Source organism: Weizmannia sp. FSL W8-1119, assembly GCF_038008605.1.
GTDB lineage: Bacteria > Bacillota > Bacilli > Bacillales > Bacillaceae_C > Weizmannia > Weizmannia coagulans.
Genome location: NZ_JBBOZL010000001.1, coordinates 319305 through 334993, shown reverse-complemented (window position 1 = coordinate 334993; position 15689 = coordinate 319305). Strand labels below are relative to the sequence as shown.

General features: G+C 47.9%; 12 protein-coding genes and 1 riboswitch. Of the genes, 2 read left to right on the top strand and 10 right to left on the bottom strand.

What is annotated here, in order from left to right:
- Positions 1-124 precede the first annotated feature (124 nt).
- The 6 genes from NSQ19_RS01660 to NSQ19_RS01635 all read right to left on the bottom strand — a co-directional run bounded on the left by NSQ19_RS01660 (position 125) and on the right by NSQ19_RS01635 (position 5821).
- Positions 125-832: an amino acid ABC transporter permease gene (locus tag NSQ19_RS01660; protein ID WP_019720496.1), complete on the bottom strand. Its 708-nt coding sequence runs from the start codon at positions 830-832 to the stop codon at positions 125-127.
- 26 nt (positions 833-858) lie between these two features.
- The gene (locus NSQ19_RS01655) at positions 859-1512 is read right to left on the bottom strand and encodes an amino acid ABC transporter permease (RefSeq protein ID WP_017554238.1); all 654 of its coding nucleotides are present in this window, start codon (positions 1510-1512) and stop codon (positions 859-861) included.
- Between the two features lie 65 nt (positions 1513-1577).
- Positions 1578-2387, bottom strand: a complete 810-nt coding sequence (locus NSQ19_RS01650) for a transporter substrate-binding domain-containing protein (protein WP_340702239.1) — start codon at positions 2385-2387, stop codon at positions 1578-1580.
- Between the two features lie 671 nt (positions 2388-3058).
- The gene (locus tag NSQ19_RS01645) at positions 3059-3859 is read right to left on the bottom strand and encodes an amino acid ABC transporter ATP-binding protein (protein ID WP_412734228.1); all 801 of its coding nucleotides are present in this window, start codon (positions 3857-3859) and stop codon (positions 3059-3061) included.
- 238 nt (positions 3860-4097) lie between these two features.
- Positions 4098-5123, bottom strand: a complete 1026-nt coding sequence (locus tag NSQ19_RS01640; RefSeq protein WP_340702238.1) for an AI-2E family transporter — start codon at positions 5121-5123, stop codon at positions 4098-4100.
- A gap of 512 nt (positions 5124-5635) precedes the next feature.
- Positions 5636-5821 carry a twin-arginine translocase TatA/TatE family subunit gene (locus tag NSQ19_RS01635; protein WP_013858271.1) on the bottom strand — a complete coding sequence of 62 codons (186 nt, stop codon included), beginning with the start codon at positions 5819-5821 and terminating at the stop codon, positions 5636-5638.
- A 175-nt stretch (positions 5822-5996) separates the two neighbouring features.
- Between NSQ19_RS01635 and NSQ19_RS01630 the strand changes: the two genes are divergently transcribed.
- Positions 5997-6833, top strand: coding sequence for an undecaprenyl-diphosphate phosphatase (locus NSQ19_RS01630; protein ID WP_029142908.1), 837 nt, complete (start codon positions 5997-5999; stop codon positions 6831-6833).
- Between the two features lie 478 nt (positions 6834-7311).
- On the opposite strand, the gene NSQ19_RS01625 is transcribed toward NSQ19_RS01630, so the two are convergent.
- From NSQ19_RS01625 to NSQ19_RS01610, 4 genes are all read right to left on the bottom strand, one after another.
- Positions 7312-9132, bottom strand: a complete 1821-nt coding sequence (locus tag NSQ19_RS01625; RefSeq protein ID WP_340702237.1) for an APC family permease — start codon at positions 9130-9132, stop codon at positions 7312-7314.
- Positions 9133-9241: 109 nt separating this feature from the next.
- Positions 9242-9390, bottom strand: a riboswitch (cyclic di-AMP (ydaO/yuaA leader).
- A gap of 1290 nt (positions 9391-10680) precedes the next feature.
- Entirely contained in the window at positions 10681-12063 is a 1383-nt protein-coding gene (locus tag NSQ19_RS01620) for a glycine--tRNA ligase (protein ID WP_340703157.1), read from the bottom strand.
- A 473-nt stretch (positions 12064-12536) separates the two neighbouring features.
- On the bottom strand, positions 12537-13559 hold the full coding sequence (locus NSQ19_RS01615; RefSeq protein WP_340702236.1) for an HD-GYP domain-containing protein: 1023 nt from the start codon (positions 13557-13559) through the stop codon (positions 12537-12539).
- A 130-nt stretch (positions 13560-13689) separates the two neighbouring features.
- Positions 13690-14163, bottom strand: a complete 474-nt coding sequence (locus NSQ19_RS01610; protein ID WP_118498435.1) for a hypothetical protein — start codon at positions 14161-14163, stop codon at positions 13690-13692.
- Positions 14164-14306: 143 nt separating this feature from the next.
- Here NSQ19_RS01610 and NSQ19_RS01605 point away from each other — a divergent pair, with 143 nt between their 5' ends.
- Positions 14307-15425 (top strand): NADH-dependent flavin oxidoreductase, encoded by a 1119-nt coding sequence (locus NSQ19_RS01605; protein WP_340702235.1) that lies wholly within the window; start codon positions 14307-14309, stop codon positions 15423-15425.
- Positions 15426-15689 lie beyond the last annotated feature (264 nt).

The following is a 15689-nucleotide window of genomic DNA, read 5'->3' as shown; positions in this document are numbered from 1 at the left end:
TATAATGTATAACAGTTAACACAAAAAAGCAAGGGATATTTGGTTTGTTTTTTGATTTTTCGATCGGTTGCGGGAACTGGCGCAAACGTCTCAATTAAAAAGAGGAACCTTAAGACGGGTTCCCCTAGAGCAGATTTTCTGTTGTGTTCACAAGCTGTTTGGCAGCGGAGCGGTCCGGGTCGAGGCGTTTTTCGAGCCGGCGCGCGAGAATGGAAAGCAAGTAGTTGACAACAAAATACATAAAAGCTGCCATGAGCAGAATCGGGATGATGTATTTTGATCCGCCTTCCCCGTTATAAATCCCTTTTGCATTATGCAACAGTTCCGGCAGCGAGATGATGATTGCAAGCGAAGTGTCTTTTAACAGTGAGATGAACTGACTCACGAGCGGCGGGATCATTTTTTTCAAAGCCTGCGGCAAGATAATGTACCACAGCGTTTGGATATAACTGAGGCCTGACGAACGGGCAGCTTCGATCTGGCCTTTTGGGATGGCGTTCAGGCCGCCGCGCACAATTTCAGCGATCATCGCGGATTCGAACACCGTCAACGCCGAAATGGCTGCAGCCGTGACGCTCATTTTCACGCCAACTTCCGGCAAGGCAAAATATGTAAAGAAAATAATCAAAATCAGCGGCAGGTTCCGGGTGATTTCCACAACAAGTGCCACGATTGGCGATAAAACCGGGATTTTGGCGTAACGCAAGATGCCGAGGATACAGCCGATGAGAAAGCTCAGCACGATTGCAACAAAAGCCACTTCCAATGTTACCGCAAAACCCTTTAGCAAATAAGCCAGGTTTCCGCTTGAATAAGCTCCGGCAAAATCCATCACATTTCCCTCCTTTAAAGTATGATTCAACTGCTTCTGGCCAGCCGGCGTTCAAGATAGTTGACAAGCAGGCTGAGCGGGATCGTCAGAATGAGATAAAACATGCCGACGAAAATATACGTATCAAAAGTGACCCATGTTTTTTCATGAATGAGATCGGCGTAATACATGAGGTCGAGTCCCGCAAAAACGCCGAGGATCGAAGAGTTTTTGACCAGGTTCAGGAATTGGTTGCCGATCGGCGGAATGACGATTTTGATTGCCTGCGGGAGGACGACGTAACGCATCGCCTGGGTATACGTCAAACCGGTTGACCGTGCGGCTTCAAGCTGGCCCTTGTCCACCGATTGAATGCCGGCACGCACGGCTTCCGCAATAAAAGCGGCAGTGTAAATGGAGAGCGCAATGGTGCCCGCGATAAAGCCGCTTAAATTAATATGAAAATAGCTGAGCCCGTTATAGAAAAAGAACCCGGTCAGGATTAACGGAATATTGCGGACGACTTCGACGTAGACTGCGCCGATAAAATTCAGCAGTTTCACGGGGGCCAGCCTGAACACGGCAATGATGTTGCCGAGAATGAAACTGGCGGCAAGGCCGATGATGCTGATTTTAATCGTATTGACAAAACCTTTCATGTATAAGTCGATATTGTCGGTGAGGATGGAAAAATCGAGCACGCTGTTTCACTCCTTTGCGGTTTAATCAGGAGAAAGGGATGGGCGATTTTGCCCACCCCTTATCCTTATTCTTTGATCCATTTGTTTTTGATTTTGTCGTATTCCCCGCTGTCTTTCAGTTCTTTCAAAGCTTTGTTGACGGCTTTTACGAGTTTCGTATTGCCTTTTTTCATCGCGATGCCATACGGTTCATTTGTGAATGTCCCGCCAACGACTTGATAGTTCGGATCCTGGGCAGCCATGCCGTAAAGGATCGAGTTGTCGGTTGTCAGCGCATCCCCTTTGCCGGATTTCAAAGCCGTGAACGCCTCCTGATAGTTTTCATACTCGAGCACAGTTGTATCCGGTGCGGCTTTCTTGACGTTGTCCCCGGAAGTTGCACCTTTTACTGTCAATACTTTTGTGCCTTTTGTCAAATCTTTGACGCTTTTAATCTTGCTGCCTTTTTTCACAAGGAGCGACTGTCCGGCATCAAAGTAAACATCCGAGAAGTCCACCACTTTTTTCCGGTCCGGCGTGATCGTCATGGTCGCGACAACCATGTCAACATCGCCGTTTTGCAGCATCGGAATCCGGGTTTTCGATGTAACTTCTTTCAGTTCGACTTTGACTTTGTCACCGAAAATTTTCTTGGAAATTGCTTTTGCGATGTCTACATCAAAGCCTTCCACTTTTCCGGTTTTCGGGTCTTTGTAGCCAAATAGATATGTATCATATTTGACTCCGACGACCAATTTCCCTCTGTCTTCGATTTTTTTGATCGGATCATCGCTTGCAGAGCCGCCTGTCGTTTTTGATTTGCCACAGCCTGCGACCAGTGCTGCTGCCAAAATGAAAACCAATCCTGCTGCTAACCATTTTTTGACCTTTCCCATTTGAATCCCCCTTTTTTATTTATGGTCACCGCGAAAGCAAGCGCTTTGCGGAAGTCCCCAATGATAAATGTTTTATGCTAGTGCTGCTTTGAGTAGCACGGTATTCCCGCGGGCCGGCACCTACCATTCCTTGGCTTATGGCCATGATTGCGCACCATCCCCGGATATGAATGTATATGCAGATGCAAATGGTTTATGACTGCGACTGGAACCGGCTTTCCGGGCGATTGACGGCCACCTTACGTGTACCCGATAGCCGCGGATCGTTTGCTTTCGATTTTTGGCATCCTGACCCGCGTGGTACAGGTTATTTGGCCACCATTCGTAACCGGCTTTCCGGCGATTGATGCCGCCATGTATGGACCTGATAACCGCGTATGGTTTGCACCCGATTTTGACATCCTGCCCGGGCGTGATGCAGGGTGTTTGGCCGCCACGAGAAACCGGCTTTCCGGCGATTGACAGCCGCCATGCATGGACCAATAGCTGCACATGGTTTTCACCCGATTTTTGGCATCCTGCCCGGGCGTGGCGCAGGATGTTTGGCTGCCATTCGTAACCGGCATCCCAGCGATTGATGCCGCCATGCATGGACCCGATTGTCGCACATGGTTTGCACCCGATTTTTAGCATCCTGCGCGGATACAAATATTTTGCCCGTGGCCTCATGATTAATGGTTCAGTACACGGTTTAAGAAGGTGCGGGCGCGTTCTTCACGCGGGTTTTTGAAAAAGGCTTCCGGTGTATTGTCCTCGATGATCCTCCCCTGGTCCATAAAAATAACGCGGTCCGCCACTTCGCGGGCAAAACCCATTTCGTGCGTGACGACTACCATGGTCATGCCGTCTTTTGCAAGTGATTTCATAACGTCGAGCACTTCTCCGATCATCTCGGGGTCCAGGGCGGAGGTCGGTTCGTCAAACAGCATGATGTCCGGCTCCATTGCCAGCCCCCTGGCAATTGCGACACGTTGCTGCTGGCCGCCTGACAACTGTGACGGGTAGGCGTTTGCTTTATCCGGAATACCTACCCTTTCTAGGTAGTGCATCGCCTTTTTTTCCGCTTCTTCCTTGCTTTGGCCCAGCACTTTGATCGGCGCCAGCGTGATATTTTGCAAAACGGTTTTATGCGGATACAAATTGAAGTGCTGGAAGACCATGCCGATATTTTTGCGAAGGTCGTTGATATCGGTTTTTTTATCATTGACTTTCATATTGCGGACGAAGAGTTCGCCGTCCGTGATTTCTTCCAGGCGGTTGATGCAGCGGAGCATTGTGCTCTTCCCTGATCCGGAAGGGCCGATCACAACGACGACTTCCCCTTCTTTTACTTCAAGGTTAATATCTTTTAAAACGTGAAAATCACCATAGTATTTGTTGACATGACGGAATGAAATCACATCTTCACCTCCCGGCTGCTCATCTTTTTGGTGTGCGCTTCCAGAATTTAGAAACCTTCCATTACTCCCTATTTTAGAGTATATCAATCTATTCAGATAACATCAATATTTTTATTGGAGGCATTTTTCTGTTTTTTGAAATGGATTTTTGGGTGAGGTATTTTTTAAAAATATTAAAAATCTCAGAAATCCCTTTAGAAGAAGCCTATAAAATTTCCCGTGAAGAAAGCAGCCTGTTTCATTTATTCACTAAAAAAGCCGTTCCAAAATGCTTACCCATTTTGGAACGGCTGGCGTACATTTATGTCGATTATGTTTTTTTCTTTGGCTCCGCGCTTTGCCCGGTAACTTCAAGGACATCAAGGAAGAACATTACAATGGGAATACCAAGAATGAGCCCCCACAGACCGAAAAAATGCTCACAAAAAATTAAAATGAGAAAAGTGTAAAAAACAGGCATATTCGTTTTTGAGGACATCAGCTGCGGATTCAGCACATAGGCTTCCACGGCATGCACGATGACAATCAAAATGAGGACATACAGTACTTTCATTCCGCCACCGATGCTGTAAGCGATGATACAGAGCGGAATGAGCGAGATGAAAACGCCGGCGACCGGGATAAGGCCGAGAGCAAAAATGAGAATGGCGAGCCCGAATAACTGCGGAAAGCCGAGAATCCAGAGACCGATCGTAGTAAGAACGGAATTCACAACGGCGATAATGAACTGGGCCTCGATCACTTTCCCGAATGTCCCTACAAATTTGACACCGAAATACTCGATTTCATCGTAAAACGCTGCAAGTTTGCTCTTTTTAAACTGTTTTGTAAAACGGATGATCCGCTCTTTTTCAAGCAGGAAAAACAAACTCAGGATAATGGCCATGAAGACCTGGATGCTGACTTTGCTGATGCTTGTAAAATAATCGAACAGGATAGAAACGCCTTTTTGTGCGTAGTCGACAATTTTCTTTTCCTGGATGTTTTTCACAATATAATTCAGTACTTCATTGTGCTGAGGTTTTGTGTAAAAATCGGAAATCTGCATAACAAGCTGGGTAATTTCATTGACCAGGATCGGAAAATATTTGATCACGCCGAGTGTGAGGCCGCCGAGAATCAAAATATACACGATTAAAACAGCCAGTCTGCGTTTGATCGGAAACCATCTTGTCACAATTTTTTGCAGTCTGTTGACAAGATAGGAAAAAATAAAGGTGAGCAGCATCAGGTCCATCATGCTGCGCAGAAAATACAGGATAAGTGTGATCAGCACAAAGATAAGAACCCTTCTGACCCCCCGTTTTTGAAATAATGAAAACAGCCGGTCTTCCATCGTATTGTTATTACCCCCTCCGGATTCAAAGGAACCATTTTTCTGTTTACCCTTATCTTAACACATTTATAGCCGGTTTAAGTAATTTAGCTGGCGGGGAATTTGTGAAATTTTTTCCTGCCATAAAAGGAATCCATCTTACAGATGAATGCGGCCCCGGGGAGCCCCCGCTTCCAGCACGATCCGTCCCCAGGGGCAGGGGGAGGGCAGCGGATTTTTACGCGACGGCCCATTGAAGGTGTCAGGGCGGACGTTTTTCACTGTTTTACTGTGAAAAGCATTTGATGATGGCAGCACGGATGAAAAACGGGCCGCTGCATTTTTCGCAGGGATCAGGCATCTTTTGCAACACTGGCAATGAGATGAAAAATAGTATGCTGGCCGTATTTTTACACGTGGCCCGTTGAAGGTGTCAGGGGCGGATGTTTTTCGCTGTTTTACCGTGAAAAGCGTTTGGAAAATGGCGGGGGGAATGCAAAAAACGGGCCGCTGTGTTTTACAGCGGCTTATGGTTATGATTTGCTTTTTTTCACTTGTGGCTTTTCTTCTTCATCAATGGCGTCGCGCACGCCTTTTTTGAATTCGCGCAATGTTTGGCCGGCTGCCCTTCCAAGCTGCGGGAGTTTCGACGGGCCGAAAATTAAAAGTGCAACAACAAGGATAATGAGAATTTCGCCAAAGCTGAGATTTCCAGGCATTTTTTCCCCTCCCCGGGCTTCTTTATCTTTATCTTATAGTGTATTGTAAACATTTTCAACTTATAATCACCGGAATACAGTTTATTTTCAGATTAGGCAAGGCGGGGTTCGTAAAAAAATTTATTCGTTTTGGCCGGCGTCCATGGTAGAATAATGTAGTCTGGAGGTGACGTTTTTGCATTTGTGGAATTTGTTTGTGGCCGCAATTCTCGGTCTTGTGGAGGGGCTGACAGAGTTTGCCCCGGTTTCTTCGACGGGCCATATGATTATTGTGGATGACTTGATTTTGAAATCGAATCATCTTTATGGCACTGAAGCGGCAAATGTATTTAAAGTGGTGATCCAGCTTGGGTCCATTATGGCGATGGTGGTCGTATTCTGGGACAGGTTTTTAAATTTGCTCGGCCTGAAGAAAAATATTACGAGAGAGCAGATGTACGGTGAACGGCTGAAATTGACGCATGTGATTACCGGTCTCGTTCCGGCGGCTGTGCTCGGCTTTTTGTTTGAAGATTATATTGACGCCCATCTGTTTTCGGTGAATACGGTACTTGTTGCCCTTGTGGCCGGGGCCGTTTTGATGATTGTGGCGGATCTCACGCGCCCGCGCCGGCCGAAGACGGAGACGGTCGACCAAATTACATATAGACAGGCGTTTGTGGTTGGGCTTTTTCAATGTCTTGCCCTGTGGCCGGGTTTTTCACGTTCCGGTTCTACGATTTCAGGCGGCGTCCTGCTTGGCATGAGCCACCGTGCTGCAGCGGACTTTACGTTTATTATGGCCGTGCCGATCATGTTTGGCGCGAGCTTTCTTTCGCTTGTAAAGCACTGGGGCGCCGTGACGCCTGAGACGATTCCGTTTTTTATTACCGGATTCATCAGCGCGTTTATTTTCGCCTTAATCGCGATCAAGTTTTTCCTCGCATTGATCAACAAAGTAAAGCTGATCCCGTTTGCGGTATACCGCATCCTTTTGGCGATCATTTTGCTTCTTTTGATTTGGAACCGATAAGATTTTGGCTGCGCAGCGTTGCGTGGCTTTTTTTTTGCGGGGATGGGCCGGGGAGCCGGGCATGCTTTGGCAGAAAGGGACTGTGTGATGATCCGGCTGTGTATCTTGGAAATTGCGCGGCGCTGATTTTCATTCTTCTGCTGGTGCCGCGTTCATTGCGGCATGGGCGTCTAATTGGACGAAGCAGGAATGCGGGGCCTTTGCTTTGTCTATCCTGAAAATATGCGCCGGCTGGTTTTCATTCTTCTGCTGGTGCCGCGTTCATTGCGGCATGGGCGTCTAATTGGGTTTTCCAATTAGACAAAATGGGCGGGCGGGGCCTCTGTTTTGTCTAATTAGGCATTCTAATTAGCAGTACGCAGGGGACAGCTCTTCCTTTTTGTCTGTATTAGACTTCCCATTTAAACATTCCTGGCACGCCCTTGCCCTAAATATTTTCGATGCTGTACGAAAAAAGCTGCCAGATCCGGCAGCTTTTTTACTTTTTAAAATGGTAGGGCATTGTTGCAACGACAACGTCTTTTTCCCATAGAAGGCGCATCCGGATGAGGAGTGCAGACTGGTTGTGCAAAATGTTTTGCCAGCGTTTTTTCGGGATGAATTGCGGAATGAGCACCATGACCTGGTACTCGTTTTCTTTTGCTTTCCGCTGGATAATTTCCAAAAATTTTGCAAGTGGCTGGACAATGCTCCGGTAAGACGAGTGCAGGGTGACAAGGCGGACACCACAACCCCACTCTTTCCACTTTTCTTCCATTTTCTTCTCGTCTTCATGATCAAAAGCGACATAAACGGCAATGACCTGATCCGAGAGCGATTTTGCATAATTAATCGTCCGCTCCACGACCGTTGTAATGCCGGCCACCGGGACAATGATCACATTGGAGTGGATTTCTTCCTGAAACATGCCTTTAATCCGCAGCTGCTCGCCGACCGCCTCGTAATGCCGGTTCACTTTCCGGAAAATATACATGACAATCGGCAGGAAGATCAAAACCGGCCATACTTGCGTAAATTTCGTAATGAATAAAATCGCAAGGACACTAAATGTAATAATGGCACCGACAAAGTTGACTGACATTTTGCCGGCCCAGCCCCTCGGCCTTTGAGTAACCCATTTCACAATCATGCCGCATTGCGCAAGCGTAAACGGAATAAACACGCCGACTGCATACAATGGAATGAGGCGCTCGGTATTGCCCTGGAATGCCACAATTAAAATTATGGAAGCAACGCCGAGAAAAATAATGCCGTTTGAGTAACCAAGCCGGTCACCGCGGATCGTGAACATGCGCGGCATAAATTTGTCCCTTGCCAGGTTAAAAGCGAGCTGCGGGAACGCTGAGAACCCGGTGTTCGCAGCAAGCACGAGAATTAAAGTCGTAGTTGCCTGGACGAAATAGTACAAAACACCGTTGCCAAGTGTCCGGTGGGCCATTTGCGATACAACGGTTTCTGTTTCTTTCGGCGCAATGCCGAGCCAGTATGCGAGAAAACTGATGCCCGCTAAAAGCGATGCCAGAATGATACCCATCATGGCAAGCGTGCGGGCTGCGTTTCTCGGTGCCGGGTCGCGGAAGTTCGGGATCGCGTTGGAAATGGCTTCGACCCCTGTCAATGCCGAACAGCCGGATGAGAAAGCTTTTAACAAAAGAAACAGTGAAATGCCGGCGACCGGCGTACCGATATGCGGATGCAGGTTTTGCGGGATTTGCCCCGTTACTGTTTTGAATAAACCGACAACAATGATGACAAACAATGAAAATACGAACAGATAAACCGGGTAAGCGAGCACATTGGCCGATTCCGTCAGCCCGCGCAAATTCAGAATCGTAATGATCAGAACGAGAAAAACCGCAATCTGCACACTGTACGGATGCAAGCTCTGAAACGCGGAAGTAATGGCATCTGTTCCGGCTGAGACGGAAACGGCCACCGTTAAAATGTAGTCCACCAGCAAAGATCCGCCCGCAAGAAGGCCAGGGGTGACGCCGAGATTTTCTTTCGAGACACGGTATGCCCCGCCGCCTTGCGGATAAGAGTAAATGACCTGGCGATAAGATAAAATAAGTGCAGCCAATAAAATTAAAATGCCGACTGTAATTGGAATAGAATACCAAAATGCCAGCGCCCCCACTGTGGCAAGTACAATCAGCACCTGTTCAGGCCCGTACGCAACAGATGAAAGCGCGTCGGATGAAAGAATGGCCAATGCTTTTAACTTGGTCAGCTTCTGCCCTTCAAGTTCATTTGAACGAAGCGGTCTCCCAATTAACAATCGTTTTATCGTGGTGAACATTTGAATGGTCTCCTTTTATCTGCAGTGTTTCAAAAATGCTTCCCCTAAAATAAGAAAAACCACAAAGAGAATTCATCTTCCCTGTGGTCTATTGCCCGATCACAGTTTCACATCCTCTATTATAACGCTGACGGGGTTAGCTGTCGGGTTCGGGCATAAGAGTGGCCCTGCCTTTTAAAAAAAGGCTTCACCCCAGAGCGGCGCGCGGCCGCCAACCTGGTTCCCCCGTTCCGTTTCCGGATTAAGCGGTTCAGTTATGAAACGCAAATTTTACATACGACATCCTATCTTACTCCCGTTGCCATTGTTTGTAAAGACTATTTCGCAATTGCGTTTCGGTATGTCCATCTTTACCCGCCATATCCCCGGGCAAACTGTCTTTATTCACAGTACCTAATTTTCGATCATGCTTCTTTTGTAGAATATCCGAATGTGCCTAAAGCACGCAAAAAGCAAGGTTTTTCGGCAAATCCGGAGTAAAGAGATAAACAGAGTTAGGAAGGTAAAACCTGAGGATGAAAAGATGACCTCTTGGGGCAGGCGGATCAATTGGAAACATAAGACCAAAAGAGGCGCGAACCCGGTGGAATTGTCTAATTAGGAGCTCCATTCGGGCCCGAAATGTCCTTTTGAACCTGTCAAAAGGACAAAACGTGCCGCATCCGGGAATGAAATGTCCTTTTGAACCTGTCAAAAGGACAAAAGGAATTGCATCCGGGCCCAAAATGTCCTTTTGAAGCCGTCAAAAAGACAAAACGAGCTGCATCAGGTAACGAAATGTCCTTTTGAACCTGTCAAAAGGACAAAAGGAGTTGCATCCGGGCCCGAAATGTCCTTTTGAAGCCGTCAAAAAGACAAAACGAGCTGCATCCGGGCCCGAAATGTCCTTTTGAACCTGTCAAAAGGACAAAACATGCCGCATCCGGGAATGAAATGTCCCTTTGAACCTGTCAAAAGGACAAAACACGCCGCATCCGGGAATGAAATGTCCCTTTGAACCTGTCAAAAGGACAAAAGGAGCTCCATTCGGGCCCGAAATGTCCTTTTGAAGCCGTCAAAAAGACAAAACGAGCGGCATCAGGTAACGAAATGTCCTTTTGATCCTGTCAAAAGGACAAAACATGCCGCATCCGGGAATGAAATGTCCCTTTGAACCTGTCAAAAGGACAAAAGGAGTTGCATTCGGGCCCGAAATGTCCTTTTGAAGCCGTCAAAAAGACAAAACGAGCTGCATCCGGGCCCGAAATGTCCTTTTGAACCTGTCAAAAGGACAAAACATGCCGCATCCGGGAATGAAATGTCCCTTTGAACCTGTCAAAAGGACAAAACACGCCGCATCCAATTAGACAAATTAGGCGAAAACCCGTTGAAAATGTCTAGTTAGGCGTTCTAATTGGACAAATCCAAGCGTAAAACCCGTTAAAAATGTCTAATTATGGTCTAATTAGGCGTTCCAAACGCCAAAATCCATTACGATCAGGATAGATTTGCTTATGGCTGACCTGGCGCACCACCAAAGAAAAAAACCCGCAAGCTGCGGGCTTTTTTTTAAAACTTAATTTTTTCTTCCAAAAAGGCTTTAAGTTCCGTGATTGGCACACGGGTTTGCTCCATTGTGTCACGGTCGCGGACGGTCACCATATGGTCGTCGCGCGAATCGAAGTCGTATGTGATGCAAAACGGCGTGCCGATTTCGTCCTGGCGGCGGTATCGCTTGCCGATCGACCCGGTTTCGTCAAAGTCAACCATAAACGTTTTCGACAAATCCGCAAAAATGTCGCGTGCTTCATCCGATAATTTTTTCGACAGCGGCAAAACCGCGGCTTTGTATGGCGCAAGGGCAGGGTGCAGGTGCATGACCGTGCGGCTTGTGCCGTCTTCAAGTGTCTCTTCTGCATAAGAGTCAATCAGAAATGCCAGCGCTACACGGTCCGCCCCGAGCGACGGCTCAATGCAGTACGGAACAAAGCGTTCATTCGTTTCCTGGTCAAGATAAGTGAAATCCTCGCCGGAATATTCCATATGGCGTTTCAGGTCGTAATCAGTACGGGAGGCTATGCCCCACAGTTCGCCCCAGCCGAACGGGAAGTTGTATTCAAAGTCGGTGGTCGCGTTCGAGTAGTGGGATAGTTCTTCTTTTTCATGGTCGCGCAGCCGCAAGTTTTCTTCCCTCATGCCGAGATTCAGCAAAAATTCGCGCGCATACTGTTTCCAGTAGTCAAACCATTTGAGCTCTTCGCCCGGCCTGCAGAAAAATTCAAGTTCCATCTGCTCGAATTCGCGCGTACGGAAAATGAAGTTCCCCGGGGTGATTTCGTTCCGGAAACTTTTTCCGATTTGGGCAATCCCGAACGGCAATTTTTTACGCATTGTCCGTTGTACATTTTTAAAATTGACAAAAATGCCTTGTGCGGTTTCCGGGCGCAAATACAGTTCATTCGTGCTGTCTTCGGTTACGCCCTGGTATGTTTTGAACATCAGATTAAACTGGCGGATGCCGGTCCAGTCTTTGCTGCCGCAATCCGGGCAGGCGATGTCATGCGTTTTGATCAGCTCTTCCATTTTTTCAAACGGCAGGCCGTCGACAATCATGTCGATCCCTTTTTCATGCAGGGCATTTTCGATCAGCTTGTCGGCACGGTGCCGGGCTTTACAATGTTTGCAGTCGATCATCGGGTCATTAAAATTGCCGAGGTGGCCGCTTGCTTCCCATGTGCGCGGGTTCATCAGGATCGCAGCATCGAGGCCGACATTGTACGGCGACTCCTGGATGAATTTTTTCCACCAGGCTTTTTTGACGTTGTTTTTGAATTCGACGCCGAGCGGGCCGTAATCCCAAGTGTTGGCAAGTCCTCCGTAAATTTCCGAACCCGGGAAAATAAACCCGCGGTGTTTCGCGTGCGAGACGATTTGATCCATCGTGACGCTCATTGTCATCTCTCCTTTTTTCATTGAAATGGTTTCCCCTGGGGACGGGAATGTTTTCCATATAAAAAGCTCCCGGCTCCAGGCAACAGCCTGGGGACGAGAGCTTGAATTCCCGCGGTTCCACCCCAGTTGATGCAGAATTTCCGCACCCACTTTCCATGAAAAAACTCCGGACTGCCGTTTCACCGGGTTCCTTGCCGGGCTTCCACCGCCCCCGGCTCGCTTGAAAAGGAAAAGTTCCGGCTACTATTGATCCTTCATCGTCGCTATTTGAATAGAAATACTATACCAAAACCGGGCAGGACAAGTCAATGCCCGGCTTGCTTTGGAATGAATATCTGCCATACTTTGCAAACCTTCTATTTTTGTTGAAATATCCGGGCGGCCGTACTGCTCCTGTCCGCCTTTCCGGCCCCAAAAAGGCACGCTTTGTCTTTCAAGTCGTTTTTTTTACATTTCATACAAAAGATCCCCGGTTAATAGGGATTAGCAATTTGAAACAAGGTCAGCTTTTGTTCCATCAGGTTTAAAACCGGGTAACCTTCAACTTTAAGGACAGGCTGATTTGGATGAAGCGGATGGATCCGGATAATGCTCCCTTTTATCCCGTTACGGAGTGTAATCGGTTGTTTCCGGTAATTTTCCATCAGGAAGTTGGCAAACGGGAGGACAATTTCCCGATCGAGCCGGCCGGCATCAGCATCTGCCATTAATTCGTCAATCGCAAAAAACACCGGCTGCCTCCTGCGGTATGCGCGGTTGGAGCAAATGGCGTCAAACGTATCTGCCACCGATAAAATTCCGACAAGAAAAGGAATGGTTTTCCTGCCATCCGGGTAGCCTGAGCCGTCCAGCCGTTCATGGTGCATCAGGACCCCTTTTAAAATCATCGGGTCAAGCGATGTTTTCTCAAGCAGCCGGTAACCCGCTTCCGGATGCTTCTTGATCAAGGCAAACTCTTCGTCTGTTAGCCTTCCCGGTTTATTGAGAATTTGCGGGTCAATGGTGAACTTGCCAATATCGTGGAAAAGCCCCATTTGCGCCAGCAGGCTTTGCTTTTCAGGATGCAGCTTCAAAATTTTCCCGATATTGGCAGCGATCAGCCCGACATGGATACAGTGTTTGAACAAATATTCGTCAGCGGAGAAATGCTCCATTAGTTCCAAAATAGACGTCCGGGTGGCAAACACTTCTTTGTAAAGCTTGCGAAAATTTCTTTCCATACTCTCCACTTCTGCATCATAAAGGGTTGTTTTCATTTGAATGACGCGCTGGAGCTCTTCCATTTCATGGTAAATATTCTCATATAATAAGTCATGGAAGATCCCGGGAACTTCGGTGGCAATACGCCTGCCGTCCAGTTCCGGATCGCGGATGACTTCATATTTATTTAAAATGGCAGCAAGCCTTTCTGTAAGAAACGTCCCTTTTCGCAGCAACAGGACGCCGCTATTGGAATACAAATCTTCTGCTAACTTTTCCCTTTTTCGAAACACCATTGAAAATGCTCCCCTTGAACGTACTTTTTTTACATTTTAACACAGGAAATGTTCGTGAGAGGAAGCCTTTCCGATTTTTCTTAAAAAGTTCATTTATGTTCCGCTGCCTGCCGTATCCCATTGCAAGCCATCAGTTTTCCGCCGTGGTTTCCTGTTTCAGAAAACGGATAACTTCCGCATAGTTTCCCGTAACGAGCGCCGGGTTTTGCAACGATTCCTCTATTCTTTTTGTATCATCCGTTTCGACGAGAACAAATCCGGGAAACGCCTGCAGCTGGATCAACGGATTGATGCGGCGGATATCTTCATATTGATAATGTAGCTCCAAGGAGACATGATCCATTTCAAGAAACGGCACATGCTCTTCTTCATACCACTCTTCATCTGTCACAACGATCAAAGTATAATAGCGCTGGTTTTCCGCTGCCCGTGAATGGCCTTTTTCACTGATGATCCGGTCAACGCAAATCAGGCCGCCCATTATGATGAACGCAAATACAGCGTACAGCCATAAATGGGACAACAACAGCAATACCGCTGTAATCAACGAAAGGACACTCAACCTTTTTGCCACCATTTGAAGCAGTAAAAGGACATCACTCATCATTCACGTCTCCCAATTCATGATGTAAAAAATACTTTCCTATATGATATGCCTGCATGGTTGAATCGGTGCTTTTCGTTTTCGTTTTTTTGCAAATTGGAACATAATAAAAAAGCGAAAGCAAACAGGAAAGGAGCACTACCATGAGCAAATACGATAAACTGTTTGAACCCATTACGTTTAAAAGCGGCGTCAGGGCGGAAAACCGCATCGTGATGGCGCCGATGACCCATTATTCCTCGAATGATGACGGCACGATTTCCGATGCTGAGCTGCGTTATTACGCGGAACGTGCCAAAGGGCCGGGGATGGTCGTGACGGCATGTGCCAATGTTACGGAAAACGGAAAAGCGTTTACCGGGCAACCCGGCGCGCATACAGATGAAATGGTTGAGAGCATGAAAAAACTGGCACAAACGATTCAGCAAAACGGCGCAAAAGCGGTTGTGCAAATCCACCATGGCGGCCGCGAATGCCCGGCTGAACTCGTGCCCGGCGGGGATGTTGTGAGCGCGAGTGAAACAGATTCGTCAGACGGCAGCGTCCATGCGCGCGCGTTGACAGGAGAAGAAACCGCTGAAATTGTGAAGGCATTCGGCGAAGCAACACGCCGCGTGATCGAAGCCGGTTTTGACGGCGTTGAAATTCACGGTGCAAACGGTTATCTGATTCAGCAATTTTTCTCCCCGTATACGAACCGGCGTGAAGACGAGTGGGGCGGCAGCCTAGAAAAACGGCTTGCATTCCCGCTTGCTGTCGTTGATGCTGTGAAAAAAGCGGTGGCGGAATATGCAGACCGGCCGTTTTTAGTCGGATACCGCTTGTCCCCGGAAGAACCGTACGAACCGGGAATTACGATGGATGACACGTTCGCGCTGTTGGATGCGCTGATGGAAAAAGAGCTCGACTACGTGCATATTTCCCTGCAGCATTTCTGGTCTAAAGCCCGCCGCGGCGGTGAACCCGGCCGTCCGCGCATGGAACAGATCGTGGAACATACTGCAGGCCGCGTGCCTTTGATCGGCGTCGGTTCCCTGCACACAGGAGACGAGGTTTTGAAAGCAATGGAAACCGGCGTGCCACTTATTGCCCTCGGCCGTGAGCTTGTCATGGAACCGCATTGGGTGGAAAAAATCAAAGCCGGACAAAAGGATGCGATTCAAACCGCGTTACAAAAAGACGACCGCGAACGGCTCGTTATTCCGGAACCGCTGTGGAAGATGATCACCTCAACTCCGGGCTGGTTCCCGTTTGCAGAATGACATCTGCATGTTGCACGGCATTGCTCCGCCTGCCGAATCTGGCCTAAGGCTTTAGCAGCTTAGTTTGGCACACATTGCTGCGGGCTTTAGCAGCTTAGTTTGGCACACATTGCTGCGGGCTTTAGCAGCTTTTGCGCAACTTACGGCATGCCCGGATTGGTTCCCGCAAACACCGTTAACATGCAGGTTTCTGCCTGCTGCTGATTCAGAAAACCGACCCACTTTAAAAAATAGGTTCGGTTTTCTTGACTTTTTTCACTTACA